This window comes from Saccharothrix hoggarensis (assembly GCF_042678885.1).
Taxonomy (GTDB): domain Bacteria; phylum Actinomycetota; class Actinomycetes; order Mycobacteriales; family Pseudonocardiaceae; genus Actinosynnema; species Actinosynnema hoggarensis.
Genome location: NZ_JBHTLK010000008.1, coordinates 47495 through 72499, shown reverse-complemented (window position 1 = coordinate 72499; position 25005 = coordinate 47495). Strand labels below are relative to the sequence as shown.

At 73.3% G+C, this 25005-nt stretch carries 24 protein-coding genes and 2 pseudogenes; 10 read left to right on the top strand and 16 right to left on the bottom strand.

What is annotated here, in order from left to right:
* From ACFQ3T_RS03640 to ACFQ3T_RS03620, 5 genes are all read right to left on the bottom strand, one after another.
* Nucleotides 1–470 (bottom strand): AMP-binding protein (locus ACFQ3T_RS03640; protein WP_380719711.1); only part of this gene is annotated, 470 nt, incomplete at its 3' end.
* Nucleotides 467–1813, bottom strand: coding sequence for a protoporphyrinogen/coproporphyrinogen oxidase (locus ACFQ3T_RS03635; protein ID WP_380719709.1), 1347 nt, complete (start codon nucleotides 1811–1813; stop codon nucleotides 467–469). The genes ACFQ3T_RS03635 and ACFQ3T_RS03640, both read right to left, overlap by 4 nt.
* The gene (locus ACFQ3T_RS03630; protein WP_380719707.1) at nucleotides 1813–2736 is read right to left on the bottom strand and encodes a UbiA family prenyltransferase; all 924 of its coding nucleotides are present in this window, start codon (nucleotides 2734–2736) and stop codon (nucleotides 1813–1815) included. The genes ACFQ3T_RS03635 and ACFQ3T_RS03630 overlap by 1 nt, the downstream gene beginning before the upstream one ends.
* Nucleotides 2737–2746: 10 nt before the next feature.
* Nucleotides 2747–3874, bottom strand: coding sequence for a DegT/DnrJ/EryC1/StrS family aminotransferase (locus tag ACFQ3T_RS03625; RefSeq protein WP_380719705.1), 1128 nt, complete (start codon nucleotides 3872–3874; stop codon nucleotides 2747–2749).
* Nucleotides 3871–5019, bottom strand: a complete 1149-nt coding sequence (locus ACFQ3T_RS03620) for a DegT/DnrJ/EryC1/StrS family aminotransferase (protein WP_380719703.1) — start codon at nucleotides 5017–5019, stop codon at nucleotides 3871–3873. Before ACFQ3T_RS03620 ends, ACFQ3T_RS03625 begins: the two co-directional genes overlap by 4 nt.
* A gap of 232 nt (nucleotides 5020–5251) precedes the next feature.
* Here ACFQ3T_RS03620 and ACFQ3T_RS03615 point away from each other — a divergent pair, with 232 nt between their 5' ends.
* From ACFQ3T_RS03615 to ACFQ3T_RS03590, 6 genes are read left to right on the top strand one after another with little or no spacing between them, the layout of a single operon-like run.
* On the top strand, nucleotides 5252–6274 hold the full coding sequence (locus ACFQ3T_RS03615) for a Gfo/Idh/MocA family oxidoreductase (RefSeq protein ID WP_380719701.1): 1023 nt from the start codon (nucleotides 5252–5254) through the stop codon (nucleotides 6272–6274).
* Entirely contained in the window at nucleotides 6264–7199 is a 936-nt protein-coding gene (locus ACFQ3T_RS03610) for a sugar phosphate isomerase/epimerase family protein (RefSeq protein WP_380719699.1), read from the top strand. The genes ACFQ3T_RS03615 and ACFQ3T_RS03610 overlap by 11 nt, the downstream gene beginning before the upstream one ends.
* A gap of 48 nt (nucleotides 7200–7247) precedes the next feature.
* On the top strand, nucleotides 7248–8483 hold the full coding sequence (locus tag ACFQ3T_RS03605; RefSeq protein WP_380719697.1) for a M20/M25/M40 family metallo-hydrolase: 1236 nt from the start codon (nucleotides 7248–7250) through the stop codon (nucleotides 8481–8483).
* Nucleotides 8480–9532, top strand: coding sequence for an Ldh family oxidoreductase (locus ACFQ3T_RS03600; protein WP_380719695.1), 1053 nt, complete (start codon nucleotides 8480–8482; stop codon nucleotides 9530–9532). Before ACFQ3T_RS03605 ends, ACFQ3T_RS03600 begins: the two co-directional genes overlap by 4 nt.
* On the top strand, nucleotides 9529–10425 hold the full coding sequence (locus ACFQ3T_RS03595; protein WP_380719693.1) for a Gfo/Idh/MocA family protein: 897 nt from the start codon (nucleotides 9529–9531) through the stop codon (nucleotides 10423–10425). Before ACFQ3T_RS03600 ends, ACFQ3T_RS03595 begins: the two co-directional genes overlap by 4 nt.
* Nucleotides 10425–10856, top strand: coding sequence for a DUF6917 domain-containing protein (locus ACFQ3T_RS03590; RefSeq protein ID WP_380719691.1), 432 nt, complete (start codon nucleotides 10425–10427; stop codon nucleotides 10854–10856). Before ACFQ3T_RS03595 ends, ACFQ3T_RS03590 begins: the two co-directional genes overlap by 1 nt.
* 68 nt (nucleotides 10857–10924) lie before the next feature.
* Here the strand turns inward: ACFQ3T_RS03590 and ACFQ3T_RS03585 are convergent, their stop codons facing one another.
* From ACFQ3T_RS03585 to ACFQ3T_RS03560, 6 genes and pseudogenes are all read right to left on the bottom strand, one after another.
* On the bottom strand, nucleotides 10925–11461 hold the full coding sequence (locus tag ACFQ3T_RS03585) for an EF-hand domain-containing protein (RefSeq protein ID WP_380719689.1): 537 nt from the start codon (nucleotides 11459–11461) through the stop codon (nucleotides 10925–10927).
* Between the two features lie 166 nt (nucleotides 11462–11627).
* Nucleotides 11628–12875: a nucleotide sugar dehydrogenase gene (locus ACFQ3T_RS03580; protein WP_380719687.1), complete on the bottom strand. Its 1248-nt coding sequence runs from the start codon at nucleotides 12873–12875 to the stop codon at nucleotides 11628–11630.
* Nucleotides 12876–12988: 113 nt separating this feature from the next.
* Entirely contained in the window at nucleotides 12989–13294 is a 306-nt protein-coding gene (locus ACFQ3T_RS03575; protein ID WP_380719685.1) for a hypothetical protein, read from the bottom strand.
* A 507-nt stretch (nucleotides 13295–13801) separates the two neighbouring features.
* Nucleotides 13802–14485, bottom strand: a pseudogene (locus ACFQ3T_RS03570) (endonuclease I family protein); the annotation flags it as partial.
* A 90-nt stretch (nucleotides 14486–14575) separates the two neighbouring features.
* Nucleotides 14576–14974, bottom strand: a pseudogene (locus ACFQ3T_RS03565) (DUF6359 domain-containing protein); the annotation flags it as partial.
* A 217-nt stretch (nucleotides 14975–15191) separates the two neighbouring features.
* Nucleotides 15192–15983, bottom strand: coding sequence for an esterase/lipase family protein (locus ACFQ3T_RS03560; protein ID WP_380719683.1), 792 nt, complete (start codon nucleotides 15981–15983; stop codon nucleotides 15192–15194).
* Nucleotides 15984–16093: 110 nt separating this feature from the next.
* Between ACFQ3T_RS03560 and ACFQ3T_RS03555 the strand changes: the two genes are divergently transcribed.
* Both ACFQ3T_RS03555 and ACFQ3T_RS03550 read left to right on the top strand, forming a co-directional pair.
* Entirely contained in the window at nucleotides 16094–16741 is a 648-nt protein-coding gene (locus ACFQ3T_RS03555) for a HemK2/MTQ2 family protein methyltransferase (protein WP_380719681.1), read from the top strand.
* Nucleotides 16725–16916, top strand: coding sequence for a CDGSH iron-sulfur domain-containing protein (locus ACFQ3T_RS03550; protein WP_380719679.1), 192 nt, complete (start codon nucleotides 16725–16727; stop codon nucleotides 16914–16916). The genes ACFQ3T_RS03555 and ACFQ3T_RS03550 overlap by 17 nt, the downstream gene beginning before the upstream one ends.
* A gap of 37 nt (nucleotides 16917–16953) precedes the next feature.
* Here ACFQ3T_RS03550 and ACFQ3T_RS03545 read toward each other — a convergent pair whose 3' ends face one another.
* The 3 genes from ACFQ3T_RS03545 to ACFQ3T_RS03535 are packed head-to-tail and all read right to left on the bottom strand — an operon-like array spanning nucleotide 16954 to nucleotide 20551.
* A complete protein-coding gene (locus ACFQ3T_RS03545) occupies nucleotides 16954–17973 on the bottom strand; it encodes an iron-containing redox enzyme family protein (protein ID WP_380719677.1) in 1020 nt (339 codons plus the stop codon).
* Nucleotides 17970–19043, bottom strand: a complete 1074-nt coding sequence (locus ACFQ3T_RS03540; protein ID WP_380719675.1) for a carboxylate-amine ligase — start codon at nucleotides 19041–19043, stop codon at nucleotides 17970–17972. Before ACFQ3T_RS03540 ends, ACFQ3T_RS03545 begins: the two co-directional genes overlap by 4 nt.
* Nucleotides 19043–20551, bottom strand: a complete 1509-nt coding sequence (locus ACFQ3T_RS03535) for an FAD-dependent oxidoreductase (protein ID WP_380719673.1) — start codon at nucleotides 20549–20551, stop codon at nucleotides 19043–19045. The genes ACFQ3T_RS03540 and ACFQ3T_RS03535 overlap by 1 nt, the downstream gene beginning before the upstream one ends.
* A gap of 61 nt (nucleotides 20552–20612) precedes the next feature.
* On the opposite strand from ACFQ3T_RS03535, the gene ACFQ3T_RS03530 reads away from it, so the two are divergent.
* Entirely contained in the window at nucleotides 20613–21050 is a 438-nt protein-coding gene (locus tag ACFQ3T_RS03530; RefSeq protein WP_380719671.1) for a DUF6098 family protein, read from the top strand.
* A 39-nt stretch (nucleotides 21051–21089) separates the two neighbouring features.
* On the opposite strand, the gene ACFQ3T_RS03525 is transcribed toward ACFQ3T_RS03530, so the two are convergent.
* Both ACFQ3T_RS03525 and ACFQ3T_RS03520 read right to left on the bottom strand, forming a co-directional pair.
* Nucleotides 21090–23096 (bottom strand): neutral/alkaline ceramidase, encoded by a 2007-nt coding sequence (locus ACFQ3T_RS03525; RefSeq protein WP_380719669.1) that lies wholly within the window; start codon nucleotides 23094–23096, stop codon nucleotides 21090–21092.
* Between the two features lie 92 nt (nucleotides 23097–23188).
* Nucleotides 23189–24142 carry a GlxA family transcriptional regulator gene (locus tag ACFQ3T_RS03520; RefSeq protein WP_380719667.1) on the bottom strand — a complete coding sequence of 318 codons (954 nt, stop codon included), beginning with the start codon at nucleotides 24140–24142 and terminating at the stop codon, nucleotides 23189–23191.
* Between the two features lie 172 nt (nucleotides 24143–24314).
* Between ACFQ3T_RS03520 and ACFQ3T_RS03515 the strand changes: the two genes are divergently transcribed.
* Nucleotides 24315–24998 carry a DJ-1/PfpI family protein gene (locus ACFQ3T_RS03515; RefSeq protein WP_380719713.1) on the top strand — a complete coding sequence of 228 codons (684 nt, stop codon included), beginning with the start codon at nucleotides 24315–24317 and terminating at the stop codon, nucleotides 24996–24998.
* Nucleotides 24999–25005 lie beyond the last annotated feature (7 nt).

Below are 25005 nucleotides of genomic sequence, written 5' to 3'. Positions count from 1 at the left end.
CGGGGCGCGCCGGCGAACGGCTCGCCCAGCGCCAGCACCCGCCCGGCCACCCCGGCGGGCGGCACCCGGTCGGTCACCAGCACCGCCGGGTCGAGCCGCTTGAGCAGGGTCTCGAGCGCGTCGTCGGACAGGTGGCCGGACAGCAGCGCGGGCACCGCGCCGATCCGCACGGCGGCGCACGCGAGCAGGTCGTAGTCGTAGTGGTTGCGCTTCACCACGGCCACCCGGTCACCGCGCCGCGCGCCCACGGCGTGCAGCCAGCCCGCGGCCTCCCGCACCAGGCCGGCCAGCTCCGGCACGGTGTAGTCGACGCCCTGGCCGAACCCGTCGTCGCCGAGCGCACCGTGCGACCGGTCTGCCGGCGCGGGTCCGGCCGGCGCGATGTCGAACGGCCGGTCGAGGTGGACGGTGGTGTGCGTGTGGCGCGCCGCGACCTCGTCGAACAGCGTGCCCATGTCGTGCGGTCTCATGCGTGCTCCCTCTTCGGCGCGGCGGCCGACGGCAAGGTCCCGGGCTGCGCGGCTGCCGACGGTGTTCGGGCGAGGACGCGGGCGGCGGCCCGGCGGCCGGAGCGCACGGCCGCCTCGCTGTACGGGGCCAGCGTCAGCCAGTCCCCCGCGTAGTCGACGACGCCGCCGAGCCGTGACTCGAACCCGGCGCGCAGGTCCAGGGCGGCGGGCGTGGCCTCGGGCAGGCCGTGGCGGAACCGGTGCACGACCGATCCGGTCACGGCGGCGCGCAGGCCGGGCACGAACCGCTCGGCCTCGTCCGCGAGGACGCCCACCACCTGGTCGTCCGGCGCGTTCAGCAGCGCGGGCACGATCGCCGGACTGGCGATGACGGTGACCAGCCCGCGTCCCGCGGGCGCCCGGTCGGGGTGCTTGAGGTGGTCGAACAGCACCACGGACACCGACGGGCTCTCCGACCGCGGCACGGCGAGCAGGTAGACGCCGGGGTCGGGCCGGCGGTCCAGCATCAGGTGCGCCTTCACCATCGGGGTGAACGTGCAGGCGTCGAGGAACCGCCGGTCGGGCTCGGGCGCGGTCACGTGGACGCGGCGCGCGACGGGCGCGGGCACGGCCAGCACGACCGAGCGGGCTCGCACCTCGCCGTCGTCGCCGACCACCCGCGCGTGGTCCCGTGCGGCGACGACCTCCCGCACCGGGAACGACGTGGTGACGTCCAGCCGCGCGGCGAGCGCCCGCGCCAACGAGTCCATGCCGCCGTCGTACGCGCGCCAGCCGGTGACCGGCCCGATCGCGCCCAGCAGGCCGAGGAACGGCGCGGCGGCCGAGTGCTCCGGCCGCCAGCCGAAGAACCCGGACACCACCGGCTGGCACAGGTACTCCAGCAGGTCGCGGTGGTGGGGCGCGGCGAACTCGGCGACGGTGGCGCGGCCGAGCCGGGACGTCTCGGGCCGGGTGACGTCGAACCGGCCGCGCGTGGCGCGCAGGAAGTCCAACCTCGCCCGCACCGACAGGCCAGCCCCGGTGAGCAGGCCCAGCGGGTGCGCCAGGCCGCGCCGGACCCGGCCGTCGCGCCACACGCCGACGTGCCGCCCGACCTTCCGCGGCGCGGCGTCGAGGCCGGTCCGCCGCAGCAGGTCCCACGTGTCGGGGTAGCCGCGCGTGGAGATCTGCTCGGCGCCGGTGTCGACGACGAACCCGGAGACGTGGCGCGTGGCCATCCGGCCGCCGACGTGGTCGGCCGCCTCGAACACGCGCACCTCGCGGCCCGCGCGGGCCAGTTCGTGCGCGGCGGCCAGCCCGGCGATCCCGCCGCCGACCACTGCCACGTCCAGCTCGGCGCCCATCAGCGCACCACCAGGTTGACCAGGACCAGCGTCACCACGGTCACCCGGTGCACGTCGATGCCGATCCGGCGGGCCCGCAGGATGTCGCCCCGGCCGAACCCGACGCGCAGCTGCCGCAGCCGCAGCACGACGGTCGGCAGCAGCGCGAGCGGGAACCACCACGGGCCGCCGACCCACGGCAGCGCCAGGATCAGCAGCAGCTCGCACGCCGAGACGCCGTGGACGAACAGCTTGTTGCCGCGCGGCGAGGTGAGGGCGGCCACCGTGGGCCTGCCGACGCGCCGGTCGCCCGCCACGTCGTTGGTGTTGGAGTAGACGCCGAACAGCAGCGGGCCGAGGCCGAAGATGAGGGCCTGCACGATGACGACGCCGTCCACGGCGCCGGTGACGAGGCCGTACGGCGCGAGGACGAGCGCCCAGCCCAGCGCGGCCAGGAAGAACTCCTGGAACCCGCGGTAGCTCAGCTTGACGCCCCAGGAGTACTGCAGCGCGAAGAAGTACGTGACGGCGACCAGCGCGACGGTCCACACCGGACGGTGCGGCGCGAGCCACAGCGCGCCCGCCCACACCGCCGCGCCCACCACGGCGGTGACGAGCGCGAACCGGAGCACCTGCGGCTCGGTGAGCGTCCCCGCGACGAGCGGTTTCCGGTTGAGCTTGCGGGCCGGCGCGTCCGGGGCGTAGTTGGCGATGTCGCTGCCGTCGCGGTAGCCGGTGAGGTCGTCGAGGGCGACCATCGCGACGATGACGAACACCTCGCCGACCAGGAACACCGCCATGGTGGTCAGGACGCCGCCGTCGAACCGCAGCGCGGGCGCGAGCAGCGACCACACCACCAACACGCCGAGGTAGTAGTCGACGATGTCGAGCTTGGCGAGCTTCACGTACGCGCCGGTCGATCCGGGCGCGATGGTGGTCGTCATCGGAGCTTCCTCAGCTGTCGGGCCCGGCGTGCCGGGCGAACCGGCACACCTCGTCGGCGATGTGCTCCACCTGCGCGTCGGTCAGGTGGGGGTGGATGGGGAGGGCGAGCTGTCGCCGTGCGGCGGACTCGGCGGCGGGCCAGTCGCGGTCGGGTTGCGCGTGCCCGGCGAACGCGGGCTGCCGCGGCAGCGGGGCCCGGTAGTAGACGTGCGTGCCGATGCCGCGGGAGGCGAGGTGCTCGCGCAGCGCGTCCCGCCGCTCGGCCAGCACGGAGTAGACGTAGAAGCAGCGGCCGTCCCGGCCGGGCGGCGGCGCGAGGACACCCCGGCCGGCCAGCCCGGCGAACCGCTCGGTGTAGTAGTCGCCGATCCGCGCCCGCCGCTCCAGCCGCCGCGGCAGGCCGGCGAACCGGCGCAGCTGGAACGCGGCCATCACCTCGTCGAACCGGCTGTTGCCGCCGACGCGGTGGTGCACGAACCGCCGCACGCCGTCCTGGCCGTGGTTGCGCAGCATCCGCACGGCCCGGCCCAGCGCCGGGTCGCCGGTCACCACCATTCCACCCTCGCCGGGCATGCCGAACGTCTTGACCTGCACGAACGAGAACACGCCCGCGTCGCCCCAGGTGCCGGCGGGCCGGCCGGCGAGCACACCGCCCTGGGCGACCGCCGAGTCCTCCAGCAGCCGCGCGCCGGCGTCCGCGGCGATGCGCCGCAACGCGGGCATGTCGGCCATCACGGAGAACACGTGCGCGGGCATGATCACCTTGGTGCGCCCGGTGACCAGCTTGTCGACCTCGGCCGGGTCGACGACCATCGTCCACGGGTCGACGTCGGCGAACACGGGCGTCGCGCCGACCGCGAGCGGCGCGGACGCCAGGGGCGCGCAGCCGTAGGCGGGGACGATCACCTCGTCGCCGGGGCCGACGCCCATCGCCTGCAGCGCGAGCGTCAACGCGGACGTGCCGCTGCCGCACGCCACGGCGTCGGCGACGCCCAGCGAGTCCCGCAGCACGGCCTCGAACTCCGCGGTGCGCTCGCCGAGGATGAACCGCTGGTCCAGCGCGAGGCCGACCTCCTCGACCACTTCCAGCAGCAGGTCGCCGTCGAACAGGTCCGGCGGGAAGAACGGGATCGTCACGCGTGCCCCCCGGTCTGGAAGGAGCGGATCACGTCGCACACCCGGTCGACGTCGTCCACCGCCAGGTCCGGGTACAGCGGCAGGGCGAGCGTGCGGCGGCACGCCGCCTCCGCGTTCGGGAAGTCGCCCGGCCGGTGGCCGAGGTCGGCGAAGCACGGCTGGAGGTGCAGCGGCACCGGGTAGTACGTCTCGGTGCCGACGCCGTGCGCGGCGAGGTGCGCGGCCAGCTCGTCGCGCCGGTCGACCTCGATCACGTACACGTAGAAGACGCCGCGCACGCTCGCCCGGCGGGGCAGGACCGACGGCAGCTTCCGCACGCCCGGCACCCCGGTCAGGCCCCGCGCGTACCGGTCGGCGAGCTCGGCGCGGCGGCGGATGTCGGCGTCGAGCCGCCCCAGCTTCGCCAGCAGCACGGCGGCCTGGACGTCGTCCATCTTGCTGTTCACGCCGACGAGGCCGGTGGTGGTGGCGATGCCGGGGAAGTTGTCGATCGTGGGGCCGAACCGCCCGTGGTGGCGCAGCGCGCTCACGGTCTCCGCCACTTCCGGGTCGTTCGTGATGACCGCGCCCGCGTCGCCGAGCGCGCCGAGGGTCTTGGTCGGGAAGAACGACAGCACTCCCCCGGCGCCGAGCAGGCCCGCGTGCACGCCGTCGTGGCGCATCCCGATGGCCTCGGCGCTGTCCTCGACCAGGGTGAGGCCGAGCCGGCGGGCCACGGCGAGCAGCCCGGTGAGGTCCGCGGGCTGGTGGAAGAGGTGCGCGGGCATGACGAACCGGGTGCGCGGCCCGGCGACGGCGGCGACCGCGTCGGGGTCGAGGCCGTAGCCGTCGGGCTCGATGTCGGCGAACACCGGGCGCCCGCCCGCCGGCACGACCGAGGACGCCGAGGCGATGAACGAGAACGCGGGGACGACCACCTCGTCGCCGGGGGCGAGCCCGCAGGCGCGCAGCAGCAGCACGAGGGCGTCGGTGCCGCTGTTGACGCCGACGACGTGCGCCGCGCCGGTGTACGCGGCCAACGCGCTTTCCAATTCGAGGACTTTGCGGCCGTGCGAGTATTTCCCGTTCTCGATGACGTCAACGATGTGCCCTCGCGTTGTCGGCCACAAATCCGAAAAGGTTGCCGATTGCGTGAAGAATGGCACGGTCAGCGCACTCACCTCCGCTGTCGCCGGTTCCGCCGGCGAGCGTATGACAGCCCACCGGAGGAACCACGCCCCGCACGCGAGTTCACTCTTCCTGGTCAATTCGGCGAGCCGGTGTTGACAGCGCGACGTGCATTGGGACAACGTCGGGCCCGTCAATTGGGGTCACAAGTCGCAATTCCCGATGCCTTCCAACGGATCAAGACGGGGCTCAATAGTGCGGACACTCGTCGTGGGGCTGGGTCGGGCCGGGGCGGAGCTGCACCTGCCGGTGCTGGCCAGGGCCCGGACCTCGGTCCCGCAGTTGTTCGACGACCGGCCGATCGTGGCCTGCGACCCGCGGCGGCTACCCGCCGAACGCCCGGGGCTCGCGATGGCGGGCAGCCTCGCCGAGGCGGCCGACCTGCTCGCCCCCGCCGACGCGGTGGCGCACGTGTGCACGCCGCCGACCGTGCGCGCCGAGGTGATGGCCGAGCTGGCCGAGCGCGGGTTCCGCAACGTGATCGTGGAGAAGCCGCTGGCCGCCGACACCGACGACCTGGCCAGGGTGATCCGGCTGCGCCGCAAGCACGGCCTGCGGATCGCGGTGGTCGAGCCGTGGCTGACCAGCTCCCTCACCACGCGGCTCACCGAGCTGCTGCGCGGCGGCACGCTCGGCGAGGCGAAGTCCATCTCGATCGTGCAGAACAAGCCGCGGTTCCGCCGCTCGCTGACCAGGCCCAGCCACCAGACCGCGTTCGACGTGGAGCTGCCGCACGGTGTGGGCCTGGCGCTGCGCCTGGCGGGCAGCGCGCGGGTCACCCACGCGGCCGGCTACGACCTGACCGTGGGCGACGTCGTCGTGCCGCGCATGGGCGGCGCGCGGATCGGCCTGCGGCACAACAGCGGCGTCCGCACGGAGATCAGCTCCGACCTCACCTCCCCGGTGCGGGAGCGCCGGATCACGGTGGAGTTCGAGAAGGGCAGCGCGGTCGGGCACTACGCGGTCAGCGACGACGACGACCACTCCCAGCTCACCGTCACCGTGAACGGGCGGCGGGAGCACGAGGTGCTGCGGGACGACTCGCTCACCGAGTGGGTGGTCCGCGCCTACCGGATGTTCCAGTCGGCGGGCGACCAGCACGCGCGCGGGTTCGCGTTCGCCACGGACGTCGTGCAGCTGCTCGCGGTGGCCAAGAACATCTGCGCCGAGCCGGTGGTGCCCTCCGCGCGCGGCGAGGCGTCCTCCGGCCCGGTGACCGCCCATGCCCGCTGACCGCACGCCCACCGACCCCGTGCCCACTGACCTCGCGACCGCCGGCACTGCGCCCACCGACCCCGCGCCCGCTGACGGCGTGCCCACCGAGGGCGTGCTCACCGATGGCGTGCCGGAGCCCGTGCTGGCGGGTATCACCGACGAGGCCGCCCCCGACCTGGCCGGGCAGCTGGCCGTGCTGGCCGAGCTGGGCTGGTCGCACGTCGAGCTGCGCACGGTCGACGGCCGCGCGGTCGCCCACCTCGATGACGCCGAGTTCGCCGGGCTCGCGAAGACCCTGGCCGCGCACGACGTGCGGGCGGTGTGCCTGGCGTCGCGGATCGGCGGGTGGGCGCGGCCGGTGAACGCGCCCTTCGAGCACGACCTGGCCGAGCTGGACGTGCTGCTGCGCCGCTGCGCCGAGCTGGGCACCCGGTACGTGCGGATCATGTCGTACCCGAACGCGGGCCTGTCCGAGCGGCGCTGGCGCGACCGGGTGGTCGCCCGCGTGTCGCTGCTCGCCGAGCGCGCCGGCACGGCCGGGGTCGTGCTGCTGCACGAGAACTGCTCCGGCTGGGCGGGCACGAGCGCGGAACGCGCGCTGGAGCTGCTGGCGGCGGTCGACAACCCGGCGTTGCGGCTGCTGTTCGACACCGGCAACGGCGTCGCGCACGGCTACGACGGGCACGCGATGCTGCGCGAGGTCGTCTCGCACGTGGAGCACGTGCACGTCAAGGACGCCGTCGGCGACCGGTTCGTGCCGCCGGGCGCCGGTCACGCGCGGGTCGCCGACTGCGTGGAGCTGTTGCGCGCCCACGGTTACCGGGGCGCGTGGTCGCTGGAACCGCACGTGTCGCTGCTCCCCCACGAGTCGGGCGCGCTCGCCCCGGACGCCGCGGCGGCGTTCGTCGCGGCCGGTCGGGCGATGGCCGGGCTGGTGCGGTGAGCGGGACGGCACCATGATCGGGGACGGCACCATGATCGGGACGGCGCCGTGATCGGCGAGGACCGGGACCTGCTGCTGCGGCTGCTCGCGCTGCCCACCGCCGGACCGCTGGAGACGGCCGACGACGTCCACCTCTGGGAGGCGATGCAGCTCTACTCGGACGCCGCCGAGGGGTTCGGCCTGCGCACCGTCCACCTCGCGGCGGCACGGGAGGCCGACGTGCTGCGCCCGGACGTGCCCGCCGCCGTGCGCGAGGCGATCACCGCGGACCCGGGGTTCCTGGCGTGCCAGCCGAGCGCGGTGCTGCGGGTCGGCGACGCCGACCCGACCGTGATGTTCAACGTGCACCTCGACACCGTCGCGCCGTTCGAGCCGGCCGGGTTCGACGGCGTGCGGTTCCACGGTCGCGGCGCGATCGACGCCAAGGGACCGGCGGTGGCGCTGCTGGCCGGGGTGCGCGCCGCGATGGCCGACTCCGCCGTGGGCCGCGACGTCAGCGTCCTGGTGCAGGCGGTGTCCGGCGAGGAGGGCGGCGCGATGGGCGTCTTCGGCACCCGCCCCCTGGTCGAAGCCGGTTTCCACGGCAGCCTCAACGTGTTCTGCGAGCCGACCGGCCTGCGCTACCTGCCCCGCTCCACCGCCGCCATGACGGCCTGCGTCCGGGTCGCCGGCGAAGACGCCATCGACGACCGGCCGCACGTCGGGCACAACGCGTCGGTGCTGCTGGGGTTCCTCGCGCAGCACCTCGCCGGCGCGCTGGCGGGCCGGGTGCCCGACGGGCAGGTGTGCGTCGCCGGCCTGCACACCGGGCACCTGCACAACCGCGTATACGGCACCGGCGAGCTGCTGCTGAACCTCTCCTACGGCAGCACGGCGTCCGCGCGGGCCCTCGGCGACGCCGTGGAGACCGCCCTGCGCGACGGGCTGGCCGAGTTCACCGCCCGGTTCCGCGACGTGGCACCCTTCCACCGCACCGCCGTCGACGCCGCCGCCATCACGCACCTCGTGTGGCGCAAGCGCGGCCTGCCCGCCCTGCCACCCCAGGACGTGCCGCTGCTCGACACCGTCGCGCCCCGGTGGCCCGACGACGAACCCGCGTTCACCTGCGACGCCATCTGGCTGGCCGACGTGCCCGGCGCCCGGACCGCCGTGCTCGGCCCCGGCTCGCTGGCCGCCAACAACGCCCACGCGCGCGGCGAGCACGCCGACGTCGCCGACCTCGACCGGTTCTCCGCCGTGGTGCGGGACATCGTCGTGCGGTTCGCGCGGAACGGAGGAACATGACCGTCCTGGTGCCCTACCCGACCCTGCTGGCCACCGTCGCCGACGTCTTCCGCGAACGGGGCGTCCCACCCGACCGGGCCGCGGTCGCCGCCGAGGCGCTGTGCCACGGCGACCTCACCGGCATGAGCACGCACGGCCTGGTCAACCTGACCCGGCTGTACCTGCCCCTGTTCGACTCCGGCCGCACCGACCCGACCGCCGGCATGGAGGTGCTCACCGACCTCGGCGCGTCCGTCCTCGCCGACGCCCGCCGGGCCCTCGGGCTCTGGTCGGCGTCACAGGCGGTGGAACTGGCCGCCGCACGCGCCGCCCGCCACGGCGTCGGCCTGGTCACCCTGCGCGGCGCGACGCACATCGGCTGCGCCGGCTACCACGCGGCACGGGCCACCGCGCACGGCATGATCGGGTTCATCGCCTCGAACTGCGGCGGCCAGCGCATCGCCCGCCCACCGGGTGGCCGCGAGCCCGCGCTCGGCACGAACCCGCTCGCGCTGGCCTGCCCGGCGGGCGACCGGCCGCCGTTCGTGCTGGACATGAGCACGACCGTGGTGCCGACCGGCCGCATCCGCGCGGCGGCGCGCGCCGGCGAGGAGATCCCACCGGGCTGGCTGGCCGACGACGACGGCGCCCCGGTGACCGACCCGGCCGCGTTCGACCGCGGCGACGGGCACCTGCTGTGGCTGGGCGGCACACCGGAAACGGGCGCCTACAAGGGTTTCGGGCTCGGCCTGCTGGTGGAGGTGCTGGGCGCCCTGCTGCCCGGCGCCGCCCTCGGCCCCACCTCCGCGGTGTCGCGGGACGACGACATCGGCGTCACGGCGCTGGTGTTCGCTCCGCACGCCCTGCGGTCCGGGTTCGCCGACGACGCGTCGGCCCTGTTCGGCGCGATCCTCGGCGCCACGCCCGTCGACCCCCGCGGACCCGTCTCGTACCCCGGCCAACACGAAGGCGAACGCGCGCGGTGGCGCCGCACCCACGGCGTGCCCCTCCCGGCGGAGCTGTACGAAGAGCTGCGCGCCGTCGCACCGGCCCTGCGAGCCGCCGGATGACCGCCCCGATCCGGCTCGGCGTGGTCGGCCTGGGCGTGATCTCGCGGTTCTACCTGGCCGCGATCGCCGACTCGCCGAGGTTCGAACTGGCCGCCGTGTGCGACCCCGACGACCGCGCCACCGCCGGCCACCCCGTGCCCGCCCACCGCTCGCACCAGGAGATGCTCGACGCCGGCGGGCTCGACGCCGTGGTGATCACCGCGCCGAACGACGTCCACGCCGGCGTCGCCCTGGACGTCATCGCCCGCGGCCTGCCGGTGTGCGTGGAAAAACCACTGGCCACCACCCTGCGCGACGGGCTCGCCGTGGCCGACGCCGCACGGCGGCACGACGTGGCGCTGTTCACCGCGTTCCACCGCCGCTACAACGCCCACGTCCTCGCCCTGCACGACAAGCTCGCCGGCGCCGCGCCCGTCACCGGCCTCACCGTCCGCTACCTCGAACGCATCGAGGAGCACGTCGGCCACGACCGCTGGTACCTCGACCCGGCCCGGTCCGGCGGCGGCTGCGTCGCCGACAACGGACCCAACGCCCTCGACCTCGTCCGCCTGTTCCTCGGCGACGTGGCCCTGGAGTCCGCCCGCATCACCCGGGTCGACGGCATCGACCGGCAGGCCGTGCTCCACGTGCGCGGCACCGCGCCCGCCGAGGTCGAACTGGACTGGTCGCACCCCGGCGAGACCAAGGACGTCACCGTGCGACTCGCGGACGGAACCGTGCTGCGGGCCGACATGCTCGCCGGCTACGACGAGTTCAAAGGCTCCCTGTGGCACGAGTACACGGGCGTGCTCCACGACTTCGCACGCGCCGTCGACCTGCGGTCGGCGTGGCGGGACGGCGGCCTGGCCGCCTTGGACCTGGTGGACGAGTGCTATCGACGAGAGGGCGAGTGATGCTGGAGGACGGCGAGAAGCGAGCGGTCGGCAGCCGGGTCGTGAAGGTCCTGGTGCACCGCCGCGACGACCGCGGCATGAGCCTGGAGCCGTTCGCGAGCCGCTGCGTGCGCCGCGGCGAGGTGCACGAGCTGGTGACCACCGACCACGACGACACCACACCGGGCGCGCGCGTCGACCGCGTCGCGTTCCTCGGCTTCGTGGAGATCGACAACGCGGGCGTCATCGACCGCGGCGACGAGGTGTGGTGCGACGGCGAACTGGTCGGCACCGTCCTCGGCTTCGACGCCTGCCACCACCCGAACCACTACAACATCCTGGTCACCACCACCACGCCCCGCACCGGACCGGAGATCGGCCTGCGCCCGGAGATGGACGTCGTGTTCTGCCCCGCCGTCGTGCCGGCGCCGACCGCCGTGCCGGCCCTCTAGGCGACCTCGTCACACACGGCGGCGGCGCCCCGGGAATGATCCCCGGGGCGCCGCCGCACGTCGTCAGGTCAGTGACCCAGGAGCGGCACGTCCAACGTGCCGAAGTGGTAGGCGCGCACCGCGCCGACCAGCTCGTCCACCGTCAGCTTGCCGTTGCCGCTGGTGTCGATCGTGCGGAACGCCTCGACCGCCGACGACGCGTCCACGCCGATCGCCTCCAGCCACCGGCGGAATTCCGCCGGGCTCACCTCGCCGTCGCCATCGGTGTCGCACAGGCCCACCATGGCCGCGACCGTCGGCCGCACGACCCGGTTGAACCCCGCGTCGCCCTCCGCGAACACCTGCGCCTCGACCACGCTCAGGAACTGGTCCTCGGTCATCGCGCCGTTCGCGCCGACACCGGCCTTCGTCGCCAGGAACTCGAACATGGCGATGTAGGCTTCGATCAGGGCCCGCGCCTGCGGCGACGACGGCTCCTCGCCGAACGCCGCGATGATGCGGTGCGCCTCGGCCTCGTAGTCGGCCTTCTCGATCCGGCCGTTGCCGTTGACGTCCCACTTCTCGAAGCGCTTCTTGAGCCGGTCGTTCTTGACCGTCGTGGACATGACCATTCGGGACACTCCTCAGTGTGAAAAGTCCGGTTCCGGCGACAACGCCGGAACCGACGTGCCTACGTTTCGTGTTTCGTGTTTCGTGTTTCGTCTTGCGGTTCGTCTCGTGCCGACCAGCCAATTGCCGATCCGGTCCGGAAAACACACCCGGACCCGACCACTACAGGCGCATGACCTCCCCTCCCGGCACGCTGCCCGTCACGTCGAGCAGCAACCGCGCCTCACGGGCCACCAGGCCCAGGTCGTAACCGCGGTGCGCGACGAGGAGCACGGTGGCGTCGCTCGCCCGCAGCGCGGAGTCCAGGTCGGCGACCGGCGGCCCGAGCGCGGGCACCACCCCGGCCACCGGGTCGTGGTAATCCACCACCGCGCCCAGCGACCGCAGCTCGTCCGCGATCCGGAACGCGGCCGACTCACGCGTGTCCGGCACGTCGGCCTTGTACGACACACCCAGCAGCAGCACCCGAGCCCCGGCCACCGGCACGCCCTCGCGGGTCAGCATCCGCACGGTGCGCTCCACCACGTAGGACGGCATCGCCGAGTCCACCCGCCGCGCGGCCTCCACCACGCCCAACCGCGCGCCTTCCCGACGCGCCTTGTCCAGCAGGTAGCGCGGGTCGACCGGGATGCAGTGCCCGCCGACACCCGGTCCCGGCGTGAACGGCGCGAACCCGAACGGCTTGGTCGCCGCGCAGTGCAGCACGTCCCACACGTCCACGCCCAGCCGGTCGCAGAACACCGCGATCTCGTTGACCAGCGCGATGTTCACGTACCGGTAGGTGTTCTCCAGCAACTTCGCCATCTCGGCCTCACGCGTGCCGCGCGCCACCACGACCGTGTCCACGAACCGGCTGTAGAAGGTGGCGCAGTGCTTCGCGCACAACGGCGTGTGCCCGCTGACCACCTTGGGCGTGTTGCGGATGCCGTAGTGCCGGTTGCCGGGATCGATGCGCTCGGGCGAGTAGCCGAGCGGGAAGTCCTCGCCCGCGACCAGACCGTGCCGCTCCAGGATCGGCCGCAGCACCTCGTCCGTCGTCCCCGGGAAGCTGGTCGATTCGAGCACCACCAACGTCCCCGGTCGCAGCTGGTCGGACACCGTCGCCGCCGCCGCCCGGACCGCGCCGAGGTCGGGCCGCCCGTCCGGGCCCAGACCGGTGGGCACGCAGATCACCACCGTGTCCGCGCCGGCGATCACCGCCGGGTCGCCCGTGGGCGTGAAACCCCTGGCACGCATGGCCCGCAACTCGGTCGACGGCACGTCCAGCACGTGCGAACGGCCCTCGGTGAGCGTGCCCACCACGTCCGGGCTCGTGTCGTACCCGGCCACCGACAGGCCGGCCGCGCTCGCGGCCGCCGCCAGCGGTAGACCTACGTAGCCGACTCCGACCACGACCAGATCGAACGGCACTTGCGCCCTTTCCACGGCCTCGACCCCGCTCGCCCGCGGGTGAGGTGTCGTTGGCAGATCAGTTGTCCCCGTTGTCGCCGGTGTCCCGGACGGCACGCCGCCGGCCACGCCGGTCAGGCCCGGAACGCGGCGCCGAACGTGGGCACGTGCGTGCCGTACCCCGGCTCCACCGTCACGAGCGGTGACACGCACAGCGGGTCACCGAAGATCGTGACGTCACCGTCGGTGAGGTTCGCCAGGACGTGCGCGCCGGCCGGGAGCCGCCGGCAACCCACGGGGTTGTCGTAGTTCTCCAGCGGCACCGCCTCGACCGAGAACACCACGACCTTGCCGGTCGCGGCCTGCGCCGCAGGCCCGAGGGGAACCAGCAGCACCGCCGCGACAAGCCCGCTGAGCACCACGCCGAACAGGCGTTTCATCCGTCGCCTCCGCACTAGGGTTCATTGCTGTCCGCAAGCTAACAGTCACCCAGAGCAAGAAGCAGCGGCGGAACCCAACACCACTCGGGCAGGTTGCGGCCCGTCCGCCGACGTTCATCCGGTTGGTCGTGACACGCCTAGCCGGTGTGGTTGTCGGCGATCCGCGAACCGATCGGGTTCACAAGGTCGAGCGATGCCACCCCGGTCCGCGACCGGGTTCAGAAGGAAATCAGACGCACCGCGTGACAATCCCCGGACCGGCACCGCTCAAGAACCTGACAGCGACCACACAAGTGAGGCAGCCTCGGTCCGCGAGAACGCCGCACACGTCGGCAGCCGCCGCCCGTCACACCACTGTCCACATGGGACAGGCATGGCCATTCGGACAACACACGCGTTCGAGGCCCACATCCGACCGTGAGGCCACAGCCCCGGAACGTCGGAACGCCTGCCCTCACCCGCCCGAAGACGGAGGAGGACAGGCGTTCCGGGAAAGACGCCGGGGGCTCAGCCCCAGATCGACGTCGCCCACTCGGGGTGGTCGATGAACGGGTTGCGGTTGCGCTGGAACGTGTCGTAGATGACCTGGTTCCGACGCTTCTCGAACGCGTCCGGCGGGTCCTGCGCGTTCCACTGCAACAACACCGACAGCTTGCCGTGGTACGGCGCCGTGCCGTTGCTGACGCTGTTGTTCATCTCCAGGTTCGGGTAGCCGTCGTTGCCCTCGTACCGCACGGCCATGTAGAAGAGCATCCGCGCGACGTCGCCCTTCACGGCGTTGCGCGGCTCCCACGAGTCCGCGTCGGTGTAGTTGCCGGGCGCCTCGGCGACCGGCGCGCCGCCGAGGTCGAAGTCCTTGTTGCCGCGGGTGGCGTTGACCGACACGTCGGTCGGCCGCAGGTGGTGGACGTCCGTGCCGGGACCGGTCGCCGTGCCGAAGTCGCCGTGCGACTTGGCCCAGACGTGCTCGCGGTTCCAGTCGTCGGGGTCGCCGCCGTTGAGGGTCTTGCTCTGCGAGCGCCCCGTGTACAACAGGATGACGTTGGCGCTGTTGTTCGGGTCCTGGTCGGTGACCTTCAACGCCTCCCACACCTGGTCGTAGGAGAGCTTGGCGTTGGTGCGGATGATGCTGTTCAACGCGGTCTTCAACGACGCGCCGGTCTTGCCCAGCGCGTCGCGGTAGTACGTGTCGTCGTAGCCGCCGCCCGGCGTCGTGGACGACGTGGTGGTGGGGCCCGTGGTGCTCGTCGGTGTCGTGCCGGCGTGCGCGAACGCGGTCGGCGACGTGAGGCCGGGGTGCGAGAAGTACGCGCTGAGCGGACCGGTGACGTCGATGCGCGCGCCGAGCAGGCCGGGGTTGGTCCGCAGGCCCCACTGGGCCCGGAACGCCGACGTGATCTGCACGTACAGCATCTGGCTGGTGCTGGTCTGGCTGGGCGAGTCGGCCAGGGCCAACGCGTAGTCGGACGGGAAGTTCGACCGCACCACGGTGTTCGTCGCGGTGGGCTGGCCGACCACGTACCCGCGGACGGTGGCCGACGCGCCGGTCTGCCGGCCGATGGCCTCGGCGACGGTGATCGGCGTGGCGCCGGCGGCGGCGGTCGGGATCAGCAGGGCCGCGGCGACGGTGACGACGGAAACGACAAGGGCAAGGGGATGCAGCAGGGGTCGTACTCGCACGAAGGTGTCTCCTCCCCGGGTGCGGCGGCGCAGGGTGGCCGCACGCAGGCAGGATCGCACGAAAAATCACTCGTCAGAGTGAATGATCAACGAACATTCATCGTAACGAGACGAGCCGGTTCCCCAGAGTGACCTTTGGTCAACACTGAAGTAATTGAGGCGGCAAAGAACCACCGCACACGTTCACGTTCACGGAGGTGGTCACAGCAGGGCAGCGTCAGCCCGCCATCGACACCGGTTCCGGCGCGCGGTTCGACAGCGCGGCCACGCTCCGATCACGCGTCCACTCGGCCACACGCGGACCGAGGACGCGGTACACCTCCGGGTCCAGCGCCATGCCGGTGTGGCTGCTGCTCACCTCGACGCAGTCGGCGCACGGGTCGGCGCACAGCTCCCACGGCGCGATGGCGTCGTTGCGCGAGTACACCGAGATGGCGGGCACCTCCAGCGGCTGCCCCATGGCGGCGGAGTTCGTGTCGTAGCACGGGCCCGCGAAGCAGTCCTGGTCCACGAGCCCCGGCAGGCCGGCCGCGGACAGGCGGGCGAGCTTGCGTGCCACCCGGACCACGCTCGGGTGCGCTCCCAACTGGTCCAGCACGGGGCTGGCGAGCATCACCAGGCCACGCACCAGTTCGGGCCTGCGCACGGACAGCAGCCGCGACAGCCCGCCACCCCGGCTCTGTCCGAACAGGATCACCTTCCCGCCGGTCGCCTCGGCGTGTGCCTCCAGCCGACGTTCCAGGCGGTCGAGCAGGGTCGTCGTGCAGCCGACGTTGAGGCCGATGCGGGCGCCGATGGGCACGTAACCGCGTTTGCGGAACCAGGTGGCGGTCAGGCGCAGGCTGGCGTCGCCGAAACCGAAACCGGGCACGAGCAGCACTCCGGCGCCGCGTCCCTGGTCCGGGTCGGCGTCCCGCCACGCCGGGTCCGCGAGCAGGCGCGGGATGCCGAGCATCGCGATGAGCACCTGTTCCCTTGCCGCCGCACGCGTCACGTCCACCACGCCCATCCACACCCTCCCTGTCCGGACGTCCGGGCCGCCAGGATTCCCCGTGCGCGGCGGCCGAATCCTGTTCCGCGCCGTCGTTTGCCGCCGAGAACGGCGGGAACCACAGTGCTATGTGGTTGTGGAGGCCGCCGGGCGTGTACCGGCCGCAGGAAGACACGTGGCTGATGGCCGAGGCCCTGGCGGGTGCGGGGATGCCGCGGGGCGGGCGCGTGCTCGACGTGTGCACGGGGACCGGCGCGTTGGCGGTCACCGCGGGGCTGGCCGGGGCCGGCGAGGTGACGGCGGTCGACCTGTGTCGGCGTGCCGTGCTGGCCGCCTGGGTCAACGCCCGGCTGCGCGGCGTGGACGTGCGCGTGCGGCGCGGCGATTTCGGGGATCTGGTGGGCCGGGGCGAGTACGACGTCGTGACCGCCAACCCGCCGTACGTGCCGAGCGTCGCGGTGCCGGACCGCGGCCCGGCGCGGGCGTGGGACGCGGGGCCTACGGGCCGTTCCGTGCTCGACCGGCTGTGCGCGGTGCTGCCGTTGTTGCTGGCGGCCAAGGGTTTCGGGCTGATCGTGCACTCGACGTTGTCCGATCCGGACGTCACGCTGCGGCAGTTGCGCGGCGGCGGTTTGAAGGCGTCCGTCGTGGCCCGCCGGACCGTCCCGTTCGGACCCGTGATGCGCCGCCGGGCCGACTGGCTGGCCCGGCGGGGTCTCATCGAGGACGACCAGGAGCAGGAGGAGCTGGTGGTGATCCGTGCCGACGCCGCGTGACGCACGAGTGGTGACCGTCGTGCCCGGCGGGCCGATCCTGGTGGAAGGGCCCGTCGAGCTGCGGTTGGACGACGGCACGGTGGTGTGCTCGGACCGGTTCGTGGTCGCGGTGTGCGCGTGCCGCCGCAGCAAGCGCTACCCGTTGTGCGACACGAGCCACCGCAAGCGGCACTGACGGCGAGGGCGGTCAGGGGCCGGGCGCGTCAGAGGGGTCAGAGGGGCAGGCGCAACGCCGTCCGCCCCTCTTCCCACGCGCCCAGCAGGTGCTCGCCCAGGCGTTGTTCCAGCAGTTCCGTGCCCTGCACGCCGAACACCACCGACGCGGTCAGCTCCGGTTCCCGGGCGACGAGGTCGCCGATGACGTCCCGGCGCATGACCTGCTCGTGCACCGCGTCCGCCTCGATGTGCTCGGTGAAGAACTCGACGCAGTCGGGGTGGGCGCCCATCCGCTCCAACGCCTTCGCCATCCGCGTCGCGCTGGGCGCGGTGGTGATCTCGGCGGCGGCGAAGTGCCCCACCAGGGCGCCGCGCAACGACCGGTGCAGGCCGCACAGCGACATGAAGTTCACCGTCGCCAGCATCACGGCCGGCGCGTGCTCGAGGTACCGCAGGTAGCCGTCGTCGAGCCCGGCGCCGACGAGGAGGTCCCCGAACAGGCGCGAGTGCATGCGGTCGGCGCGTCCGCCGCCGAACTCGTCGAACTCGACCGCCACCAGCGCGGCCTTGGCCTTGCCGCGCAGGCGTGGGATCACCCACGCGTGCGGGTCGGCTTCCTTCAGGTGGTAGATCGAGCGCAACGCGAGGTACTCCCGCATCTGCCACCACTCGCCCTCGTCCTTGAGGTGGTGGCTGACGCCCACGCCGTCGACCGGTTCGACCAGCAGTTCGCCCAGCACGGCGTCGAGGTCCGTGCCGCCGGGCACGTCGGCGCGCAGCGCGTCCAGGAACACCCGTTCGAGCGCGGCCCGGAACCGCAACAGGCCCGGGTCCCACTCCCACTCGTCCGACACGCCGGCGAAGCCCTGGTAGTGCAGCTCGTAGCACACGTGCAGGGCGAGTTGGAGGTCTTCGCCGTAGGCGTCCGCCTCGACGTGCGAGGGCAGGTCGGCCGCCGGCGGGTCGGCGCGCAGGGCGTTGACGACGGCGCCGGACAGGGGTCCGCGCGGCGTGGGCAGCACGGCCCGGTCCGGGGTGCGGTGGGCGGTGCGGTCGGCCTGGTCCACAGTGGTCATGGCGCTGGACTACCCGTTCCGGCCGGGGTGCACGCGAGCAGATCGACGGCGTCTTCGGGTGAACCGGCGGCACGCTGCCGCTCGGCGCCCGTCCCGTCCGTCAGCACGCGGCTCACGAGCGACCGGACCAGGTCGCGGTCGTCGCCCAGCGCGTCGGACACGTGCTCCAGCAGCGCCTCCACCAGCTCGACCGCGGGCACCTGGCGGCCGGCGAACGGGTCGACGCCCCAACCGGTCAGCCCGTACCGGGCGGCGGACCACACGGCGGCGGCCAGCACCTGCTCGTCCAGCTCCGGCGGCTCACCGGCGGCGCGCGCGGTGTCCACGAGCGCCCTGGTCAGGCCCGCTTGCAGCACGGCGTCGTCCACCGTCGCGGCCGTGTCCGCCGCGCGGACCTCCACGGTCGGGTACCGGGGCGACGGCCGGGCCAGCCAGAACGTCATGCTGCCGTCCACCAGCACCCCGCAGTCGACCAGCCGGGCCACCAGCTCGTCGTGCCGGGCGGCGGTCCGCAACACCGGCGGCACTCCCGAACCGGGGAACCCCGCCTGCTGGAGCATCCGGCCGCTCGCGTACCCGGTATCACGGCCCTGGTCGAACGGCGAGTTCCCGCTCAGGGCCAGCAACGTCGGCAGCCACGGCCGCAGGTGGTCGGCGACGTGCACCGCCGTGTCCCGGTCGGGCACGCCGACGTGCACGTGGCAGCCGCAGCACTGGTAGTCCGTCACCTGGGCCCGGTACATGCCCTCGATCCGGGTGAACCGCTCCCCCACGCTCAGCGGCGGCGCGGGATCGGCCAGGGGCGGCGTGCCGGACGCGACGAGCAGCAGCCCCTCGGCGCGCGCGGCGTCGGCCAGCGCACGGCGGCCCGCCACCAGCTGGTCCCGCAGTTCCGCCAGGTCCGCGCAGACGCCGGTGGCGAACTCGACCTGCGTGCCGATCAGCTCGCGGTGGACCGCCGACCCCGGCGGCAGGTCGCCGACGCGGGACAGCACCTCGACGGCCCGTGCCACCGGGCGACGCGTCGACGGGTCCACGAGGAGGAACTCCTCCTCGACGCCCACGGTCATCAGGCGGGATCACGCCGGGGCAGCGGCTTGGTCGCGGGGCCCTCCAACACCGAACCGTCCACGTCGAAGCGGGAGCCGTGGCACGGGCAGTCCCAGCTGCGCTCGGCCGGGTTGAACCGCACCAGGCAGCCCAGGTGCGTGCAGCGCAACGACACGCCGTGCACGCCGCCCGCCTCGTCGCGGTAGACACCGGCCTTGCCGCTGCCGTCGCGCACCACGCGCGCCTCCCCGACCGGCACCTCGGCGACGGAGTCCACCTCGGCCCGCTTGAGTCGGTCGCCGACCAGGTCCACGGCGACCTTGGCGTTCAGCTTCGCGAGCTTCGGCGTGGCGCCGAGCGTCATCCGGTGCGGGCTGAACCGCTCGGTCAGGCTGTTCGACCGGCCCACGATGAGGTCGGTCAGCAGCTCGGCGGCCATCGTGCCGTTGCTCAGGCCCCACTTCATGAACCCGGTCGCGCCGTACAGCGTGGTCGAGCCCGGCGTGTACGGGCCGATCATGGGCAGGTTGTCGTAGGGCGTCGGGTCCTGCGCGGACCAGCGGTGGGTGACCTCGCCGACGTCCCAGTGCTCGCGGGCGAACGCGGCCAGCTCGTCGTACGGCTCGCCCGGCGACGAGCCGGTCGCGTGGCTGCGGCCGGAGACGATCAGCAGGTCGCCCGACCGCGACAGCGACCAGGTGGGGCTGCCCGCGCTGATGGCGAGGCCGGTCGGCGGCGTGCCGGACTTCAGCGTCACGGCGACGCAGTAGGAGCGCATGGGTTCCAGCCGCGCGAAGTACAGGCCGCGGTCCAGGATCGGGTAGTGCGTGGCCACCACGACCCGTTCGGCGACGACGGTTCCCCCGTCGGTGTGAACGCGGGCCGGCTTGCCGTCCTCGATGCGCTGCACGCGGCTGCCCTCGAACACGCGGGAGCCTTCGCCGTCCACGATCTCGGCGAGGCCGCGCACGTACTTCGCGGGGTGGATGAGCAGCTGGTCGTCCAGCCGCACCGCGCCCGCCACCGGGAACGGCACGCCCATCAGCTCGCCGCGGTCGCGGGACACCGGCAGCCCCGCCTTGATGGCGGCGGTGGCCTCCTCCTCGATGGAGGACAGCTCGCTCTCGTCGAACGCGAAGGTGTAGGCGGGCATGCGGCGGAGCTCGCACTCGACGCCCTCTTCGGACGCCAGCGCCGCCACCCGCTCGACGGCCGCCACGTTGCCGTTGGCGTAGTCGGCCGCCGCGTCGGCCCCGTGCTTCTTCTCGATGGTCGAGTACATTGTGGACTGGAGCGCGGTCACCTTGGCGGTGTTGTTGCCGCTCACCCCGCTGCCCACCCGGTCGGCCTCGACGAGCGCGACCCGCAGTCCCGCGCGCTTGAGCAGCAACGCCGTGGTGACACCCGTGATGCCGCCGCCGACCACCGCCACGTCCACCGAGGTCTCGCCGGTGAGCGCCGGGAACCGGCCGTGCGGGATCGCCTCCGACCACAGCGAGTGCCGGGCCGTCGTCGTCGCTTCCGTCATGTTCTAGCTCATACCCGGGACTTCCGTGTTCGAACCTCCGCCGGCGCGGTAACCCCGGCGCATGCGCACCTTCGCCGATCTCGCCGACCTCGTCACGTTGGTAGAGGACCGCGCGCCCGCACGCGAGCTGTACGTGCGCTGGTCGCAGGGGCCGGAAGCGGACAGCGACCGGCGCAGCCGGGACGGGCTGAGCGGCGTGCGGCTGCCGGGCCTGTCCGCCAACTCGCTGGCGATCGAGCCGTGGTGGGGCGACCGGCCGCTGCGGCTCTGGGTGGCGCGCCGCCTGCACGACTACCGCCACCTGCGGGAACGCCGTGGTCCGGGCACGCGGCCGTGGATCCTGGAGGGCACCGAGGTGGGCCGCGGGCCGGACAACGAGCCGCTGGTCGAGTGTGGTCACCCGATCGGGTGGATCGCGGACGACGTGCTGGAGGAGTGCGAGCGCCTGGTAGACGAGCACGCCGCCACGAACTGGGGCCCGCTGGACCGCGAGGGCTAAGCCCTTTCCGATACCGGCACAGCCGGGAACCCCGCGGCGCTAGCCGACGGTGAACGTCCTGGTCGCGCCGGTGAACGCGGTGATCCCGCCCGTCCACCCGCTCTTCCAGTTCCCGTGGTGCACGAGGCGGTAGGCGCCGGCCGGCGTGTCGGCGGGGATCGTCCACGTGACGGTGGCGTTCGAGTTCGCGACGCCCTCGCGCTGCCAGCGGTAGCGGGTGGACCAGTCGCCGTCGTCGGCGTGCCGGGTCCACCGGCCGTCCACCAGGCGCTGGACCTCCAGGAACGTGCCGTTGCGGCGCAGGTCGTTCTTCGGGTGCCCGGTCACGAACACCGCGGTCGCGGTCTGCCCGCGCGCGTAGGCCGGGGCCGGCTGGGTGAGGACCTGGCCGAACTGGTGCCACGGGGCCTTGTCGTCGAACACCACGCCCGTCTGGAGGTTGATGCCGGTGAACGGCGGCGTGGTCGGCGTCGCGCCGGGCGCGAGCGGCGTGCCCGTCCGCAGGGAGGCGGCGAGCTTGCCGAACTCCTGCTGGTACGCGGGCAGGGTGTTGCGGCCGAACAGCGTCGACCCGCCCTCGTACTGCTGGAGGTCGTACTCCTCCGGGGTGGTGACGTACTGGCTGTAGTCGTTGGCGTAGCCCTGTACCAGCACGTCCTCCAGCGGCACGCCCGCCTCGGCGGCCACCGTCCGGCGGATGCGCAGGCCCGCGACGATCGTCACCTCGCCGGGCACGGCGACCAGGTGCAGCTGTCCGATGCGCACGATCTGCAACGGCAGGACGTTCGGCGTGGCCTGCACCAGGCCGGTCGGCACCAGCGACGCCTTCGGGTACTGGCAGTCCCGCAACCACTGCGGCACCTCGACGTCCAGCGGCTCGAACAGCGCCTTCCACGGGCTCGTCATGCCCTCGCCGAAGCCGGGGATCGCGGGACCGTCCTCGACGCTGCCCGCCATCGTCGACGCGCCGACCACGCCGGGGCACGTCGTGCCGGGCCGTCCGTCCGTCGTGTGCCGGCCGTCGACCGCGACCGCCGACATGTCGACGAACCGCATCCGGTGGTCCACTCCCCCGGTGACGGGCGTCTGGGGACCGGCGAACACCTGCTGCGCCTTGCGGTTCTGCCGCTCGCCGATGATCCGGGTGTTCTCGACCTCGTCCTCCGTGGGCCCCGATCCCGGCCGGAGGTTGAGGTTCGGCGACATGTCGCCGGCGTTGGTGTTGGGGAACGCGGCGACGAAGCCGGGCCGGTCCTCCAGGTAGCGCACGCCGCGGTCGTCGTGCTCCCACTGGTAGGACGCGTAGCCCTTGTTGTCCGGGCTGATCAGCGTGTTCTTGTTCGTCATGGACGTGTTGTGGGTGGCGAACCAGCTGATCGCGCCGACGTCCTCGCCGTTCTGCCGGAACCGCAGCACGGTCATGGCCGGGTCGATGGCCAGCGGGAAGTGGCCCTTGTCCGGGTTGCGCTCGAACGCGACCCGCGACCGGTTCACGCTGGCGTCGGTCAGCTCGCCGCGGCCCAGGGACAGCTCGCCCGGCTTGAGGTCGTCGTGCGCCCGCACGATCGACTCGGTGATGCCGTCGGTGATCGCGGCCAACGTCTGAGGCTGCAGGCCGAGGATCGACAGGTTGTAGGCGAGGTTGTGCGAGTAGCCGCCGGGGCCGGCGTGCGTGTGGGTGGCGGAGAGCAGCACGTTCTCGCGCGTGTAGAGGGCGCCGTAACGGGCCTGGAGCTTCGCGAGCACGGCTTCCTGCACCGCGCGGAAGATCATCGCCAGGTCGGCGTTGACGTACGCGACCCGCTTGCCGGTGGCCTGGTCGACGACGACGTACGCCCGCGACCGCTGCCGCTGGTGGATGCCGGTGGTCTTCTGGTCGAACGCCGAGTAGCCCATCATGCCGTTCTCCGCGGCCGGGCCCGTGACGTCGGAGATGCCGCGCCCCACCAGGTACGGCGGCACGGCCGCGTCCGCCGTCGGCAACCCGACCACGACCAGCGCGGCGACCAGCGCGGACGCTGCTAACGACCGTCGTGAGACCGGCATCCGCACTCCCCGAGATACGCGAAACGTATTCACTTTCGTTCGACCGTAGGTGATCCACGCCACGCGGGCAAGCCGCCGAACCGCTCAGCGGGTCAGGCGTGGGCGTGTCGTCGGAACGCGGCGCGGTAGGCGTTCGGCGTCGTGCCGACGATCCGCTTGAAGCGGTCGCGGAACGCGGTGGACGAGCCGAAGCCCACCTGGCCCGCGATCCGGTCCACCGGGTGCGCGGTGGCCTCCAGCAGGTGCTGCGCCTGGCGGATGCGGGCGCGGAGGAGCCACTGGAGCGGCGTGGTGCCGGTCTGCTCGCGGAACCGGCGGTTGAGGGTGCGGGTGCTCAGGCCTGCGTGGTCGGCGATCTCCTCCAGCGTGAGGTCTCGCGCCGCGTTGTCCTCCATCCACCGCAGGAGGGGTTCGAGGGCGGAACCACGCGGGGCCGGCGGCTGGTCGTGGACGATGAACTGGGCCTGCCCGCCCTCGCGCTCCAGGGGCATGACGGACAGGCGGGCGGCGTCGGCGGCGACCGCCGAGCCGTGGTCGCGGCGGATGAGGTGCAGGCACAGGTCGAGCCCGGCGGCGGCGCCCGCGGAGGTGAGGAACTGGCCGTTGTCGACGTAGAGGACGTCCGGGTCCACGTCGATCGCCGGATGCCGTTCGGCGAGCGCCGCGGCGGCCAGCCAGTGCGTGGTGGCGCGCTGCCCGTCGAGCAACCCGGTGGCGGCGAGGGTGAACGCGCCGGTGCAGATCGAGGCGATGCGGGTGCCGCGGGCGGCGGCTTGGCGCAGGGCGTCGCGGACCTCGTCCGGGACGGGGGCGGTGGGGTCGGCGCAGCCGGGCAGGACGATCGTGTCGGCGTCGGCGAGGGCGGCGAGGCCCCACGGTGGCTGGAGCGTGAACGCGCCCGCGTCGACCGTGGGCGTGGCGCCGCAGACGCCGACCCGGTAGGCGGGACGGCCGTCGGGCAGGCGGGTGCGGGTGAACACCTCGATCGGGGTCGCCAGGTCGAAGGGGATGACCTGGTCGAGCGCCAGCACGGCCACGGTGAGCATGGCGACACCGTAGGCGTCCAGCGTGTGCCAGCCAAGGCTGTGAGCAGTGACTTTGGGCGTCATCCCTGGTCACAGCATTGGCGAGAATCCGTGGAAGGTTGGCATTCCAGCCAGTTCCGGCGGGCGGTGGCCGTGGTTAGCGTCGCGGGACACCCACGAGTTGGAGGACCTGGTGCTGGCGCAGATCGTGTTGTTCGACGGTTTCGACCCGCTGGACGTCATCGCACCGTACGAGGTGCTGGGAGCCGGCGGCGTGATCGCGGGTGGGGCGTTGGAGGTCGAACTGGTGTCGGCCGAGGGGCCGCGGGAGGTGCCGAGCGGGATCGGGCCGCTCTCGTTGCGGGCGACGGCCGCGCTCGACCCCGCGCGGGCCGGCCTGGTCGTCGTGCCCGGCGCGGCGGGCCGCCTCCCGGACGGGCCGGTCGACGTGCCGGAGGACGGTGTTCAGGCCCGGCTCGCCGCCGCGGCGCGGACCGGACTGCCGGCCCTGGTCGGGGAAGCCCTCGACCGGCCGGGCGTCACCGTCGCCACGGTGTGCGGCGGTTCGCTGGTGCTCGCCCTCGCCGGCCTGCTCGTGGGCCGCACGGCGACCACGAACCACCTGGGCCTCGACGCGCTGGCCGCCACGGGCGCGCAAGCCGTCGCCGCCCGCGTGGTCGACGACGGGGACCTGGTGACGGCCGCCGGCGTGACATCAGGGATCGACCTGGGGCTGTACCTGCTGGAACGCGAGCTGGGGCCGCGGATCGCGCACGAGGCGGAGCGGCTGTTCGCGCACGAACGGCGGGGCACGGTGTGGCGTGACGTCGGGGTCGCGCCGGTCGGCCGTTCCGGGGCCGTCGCGGGAGCGGCATGATGATCGG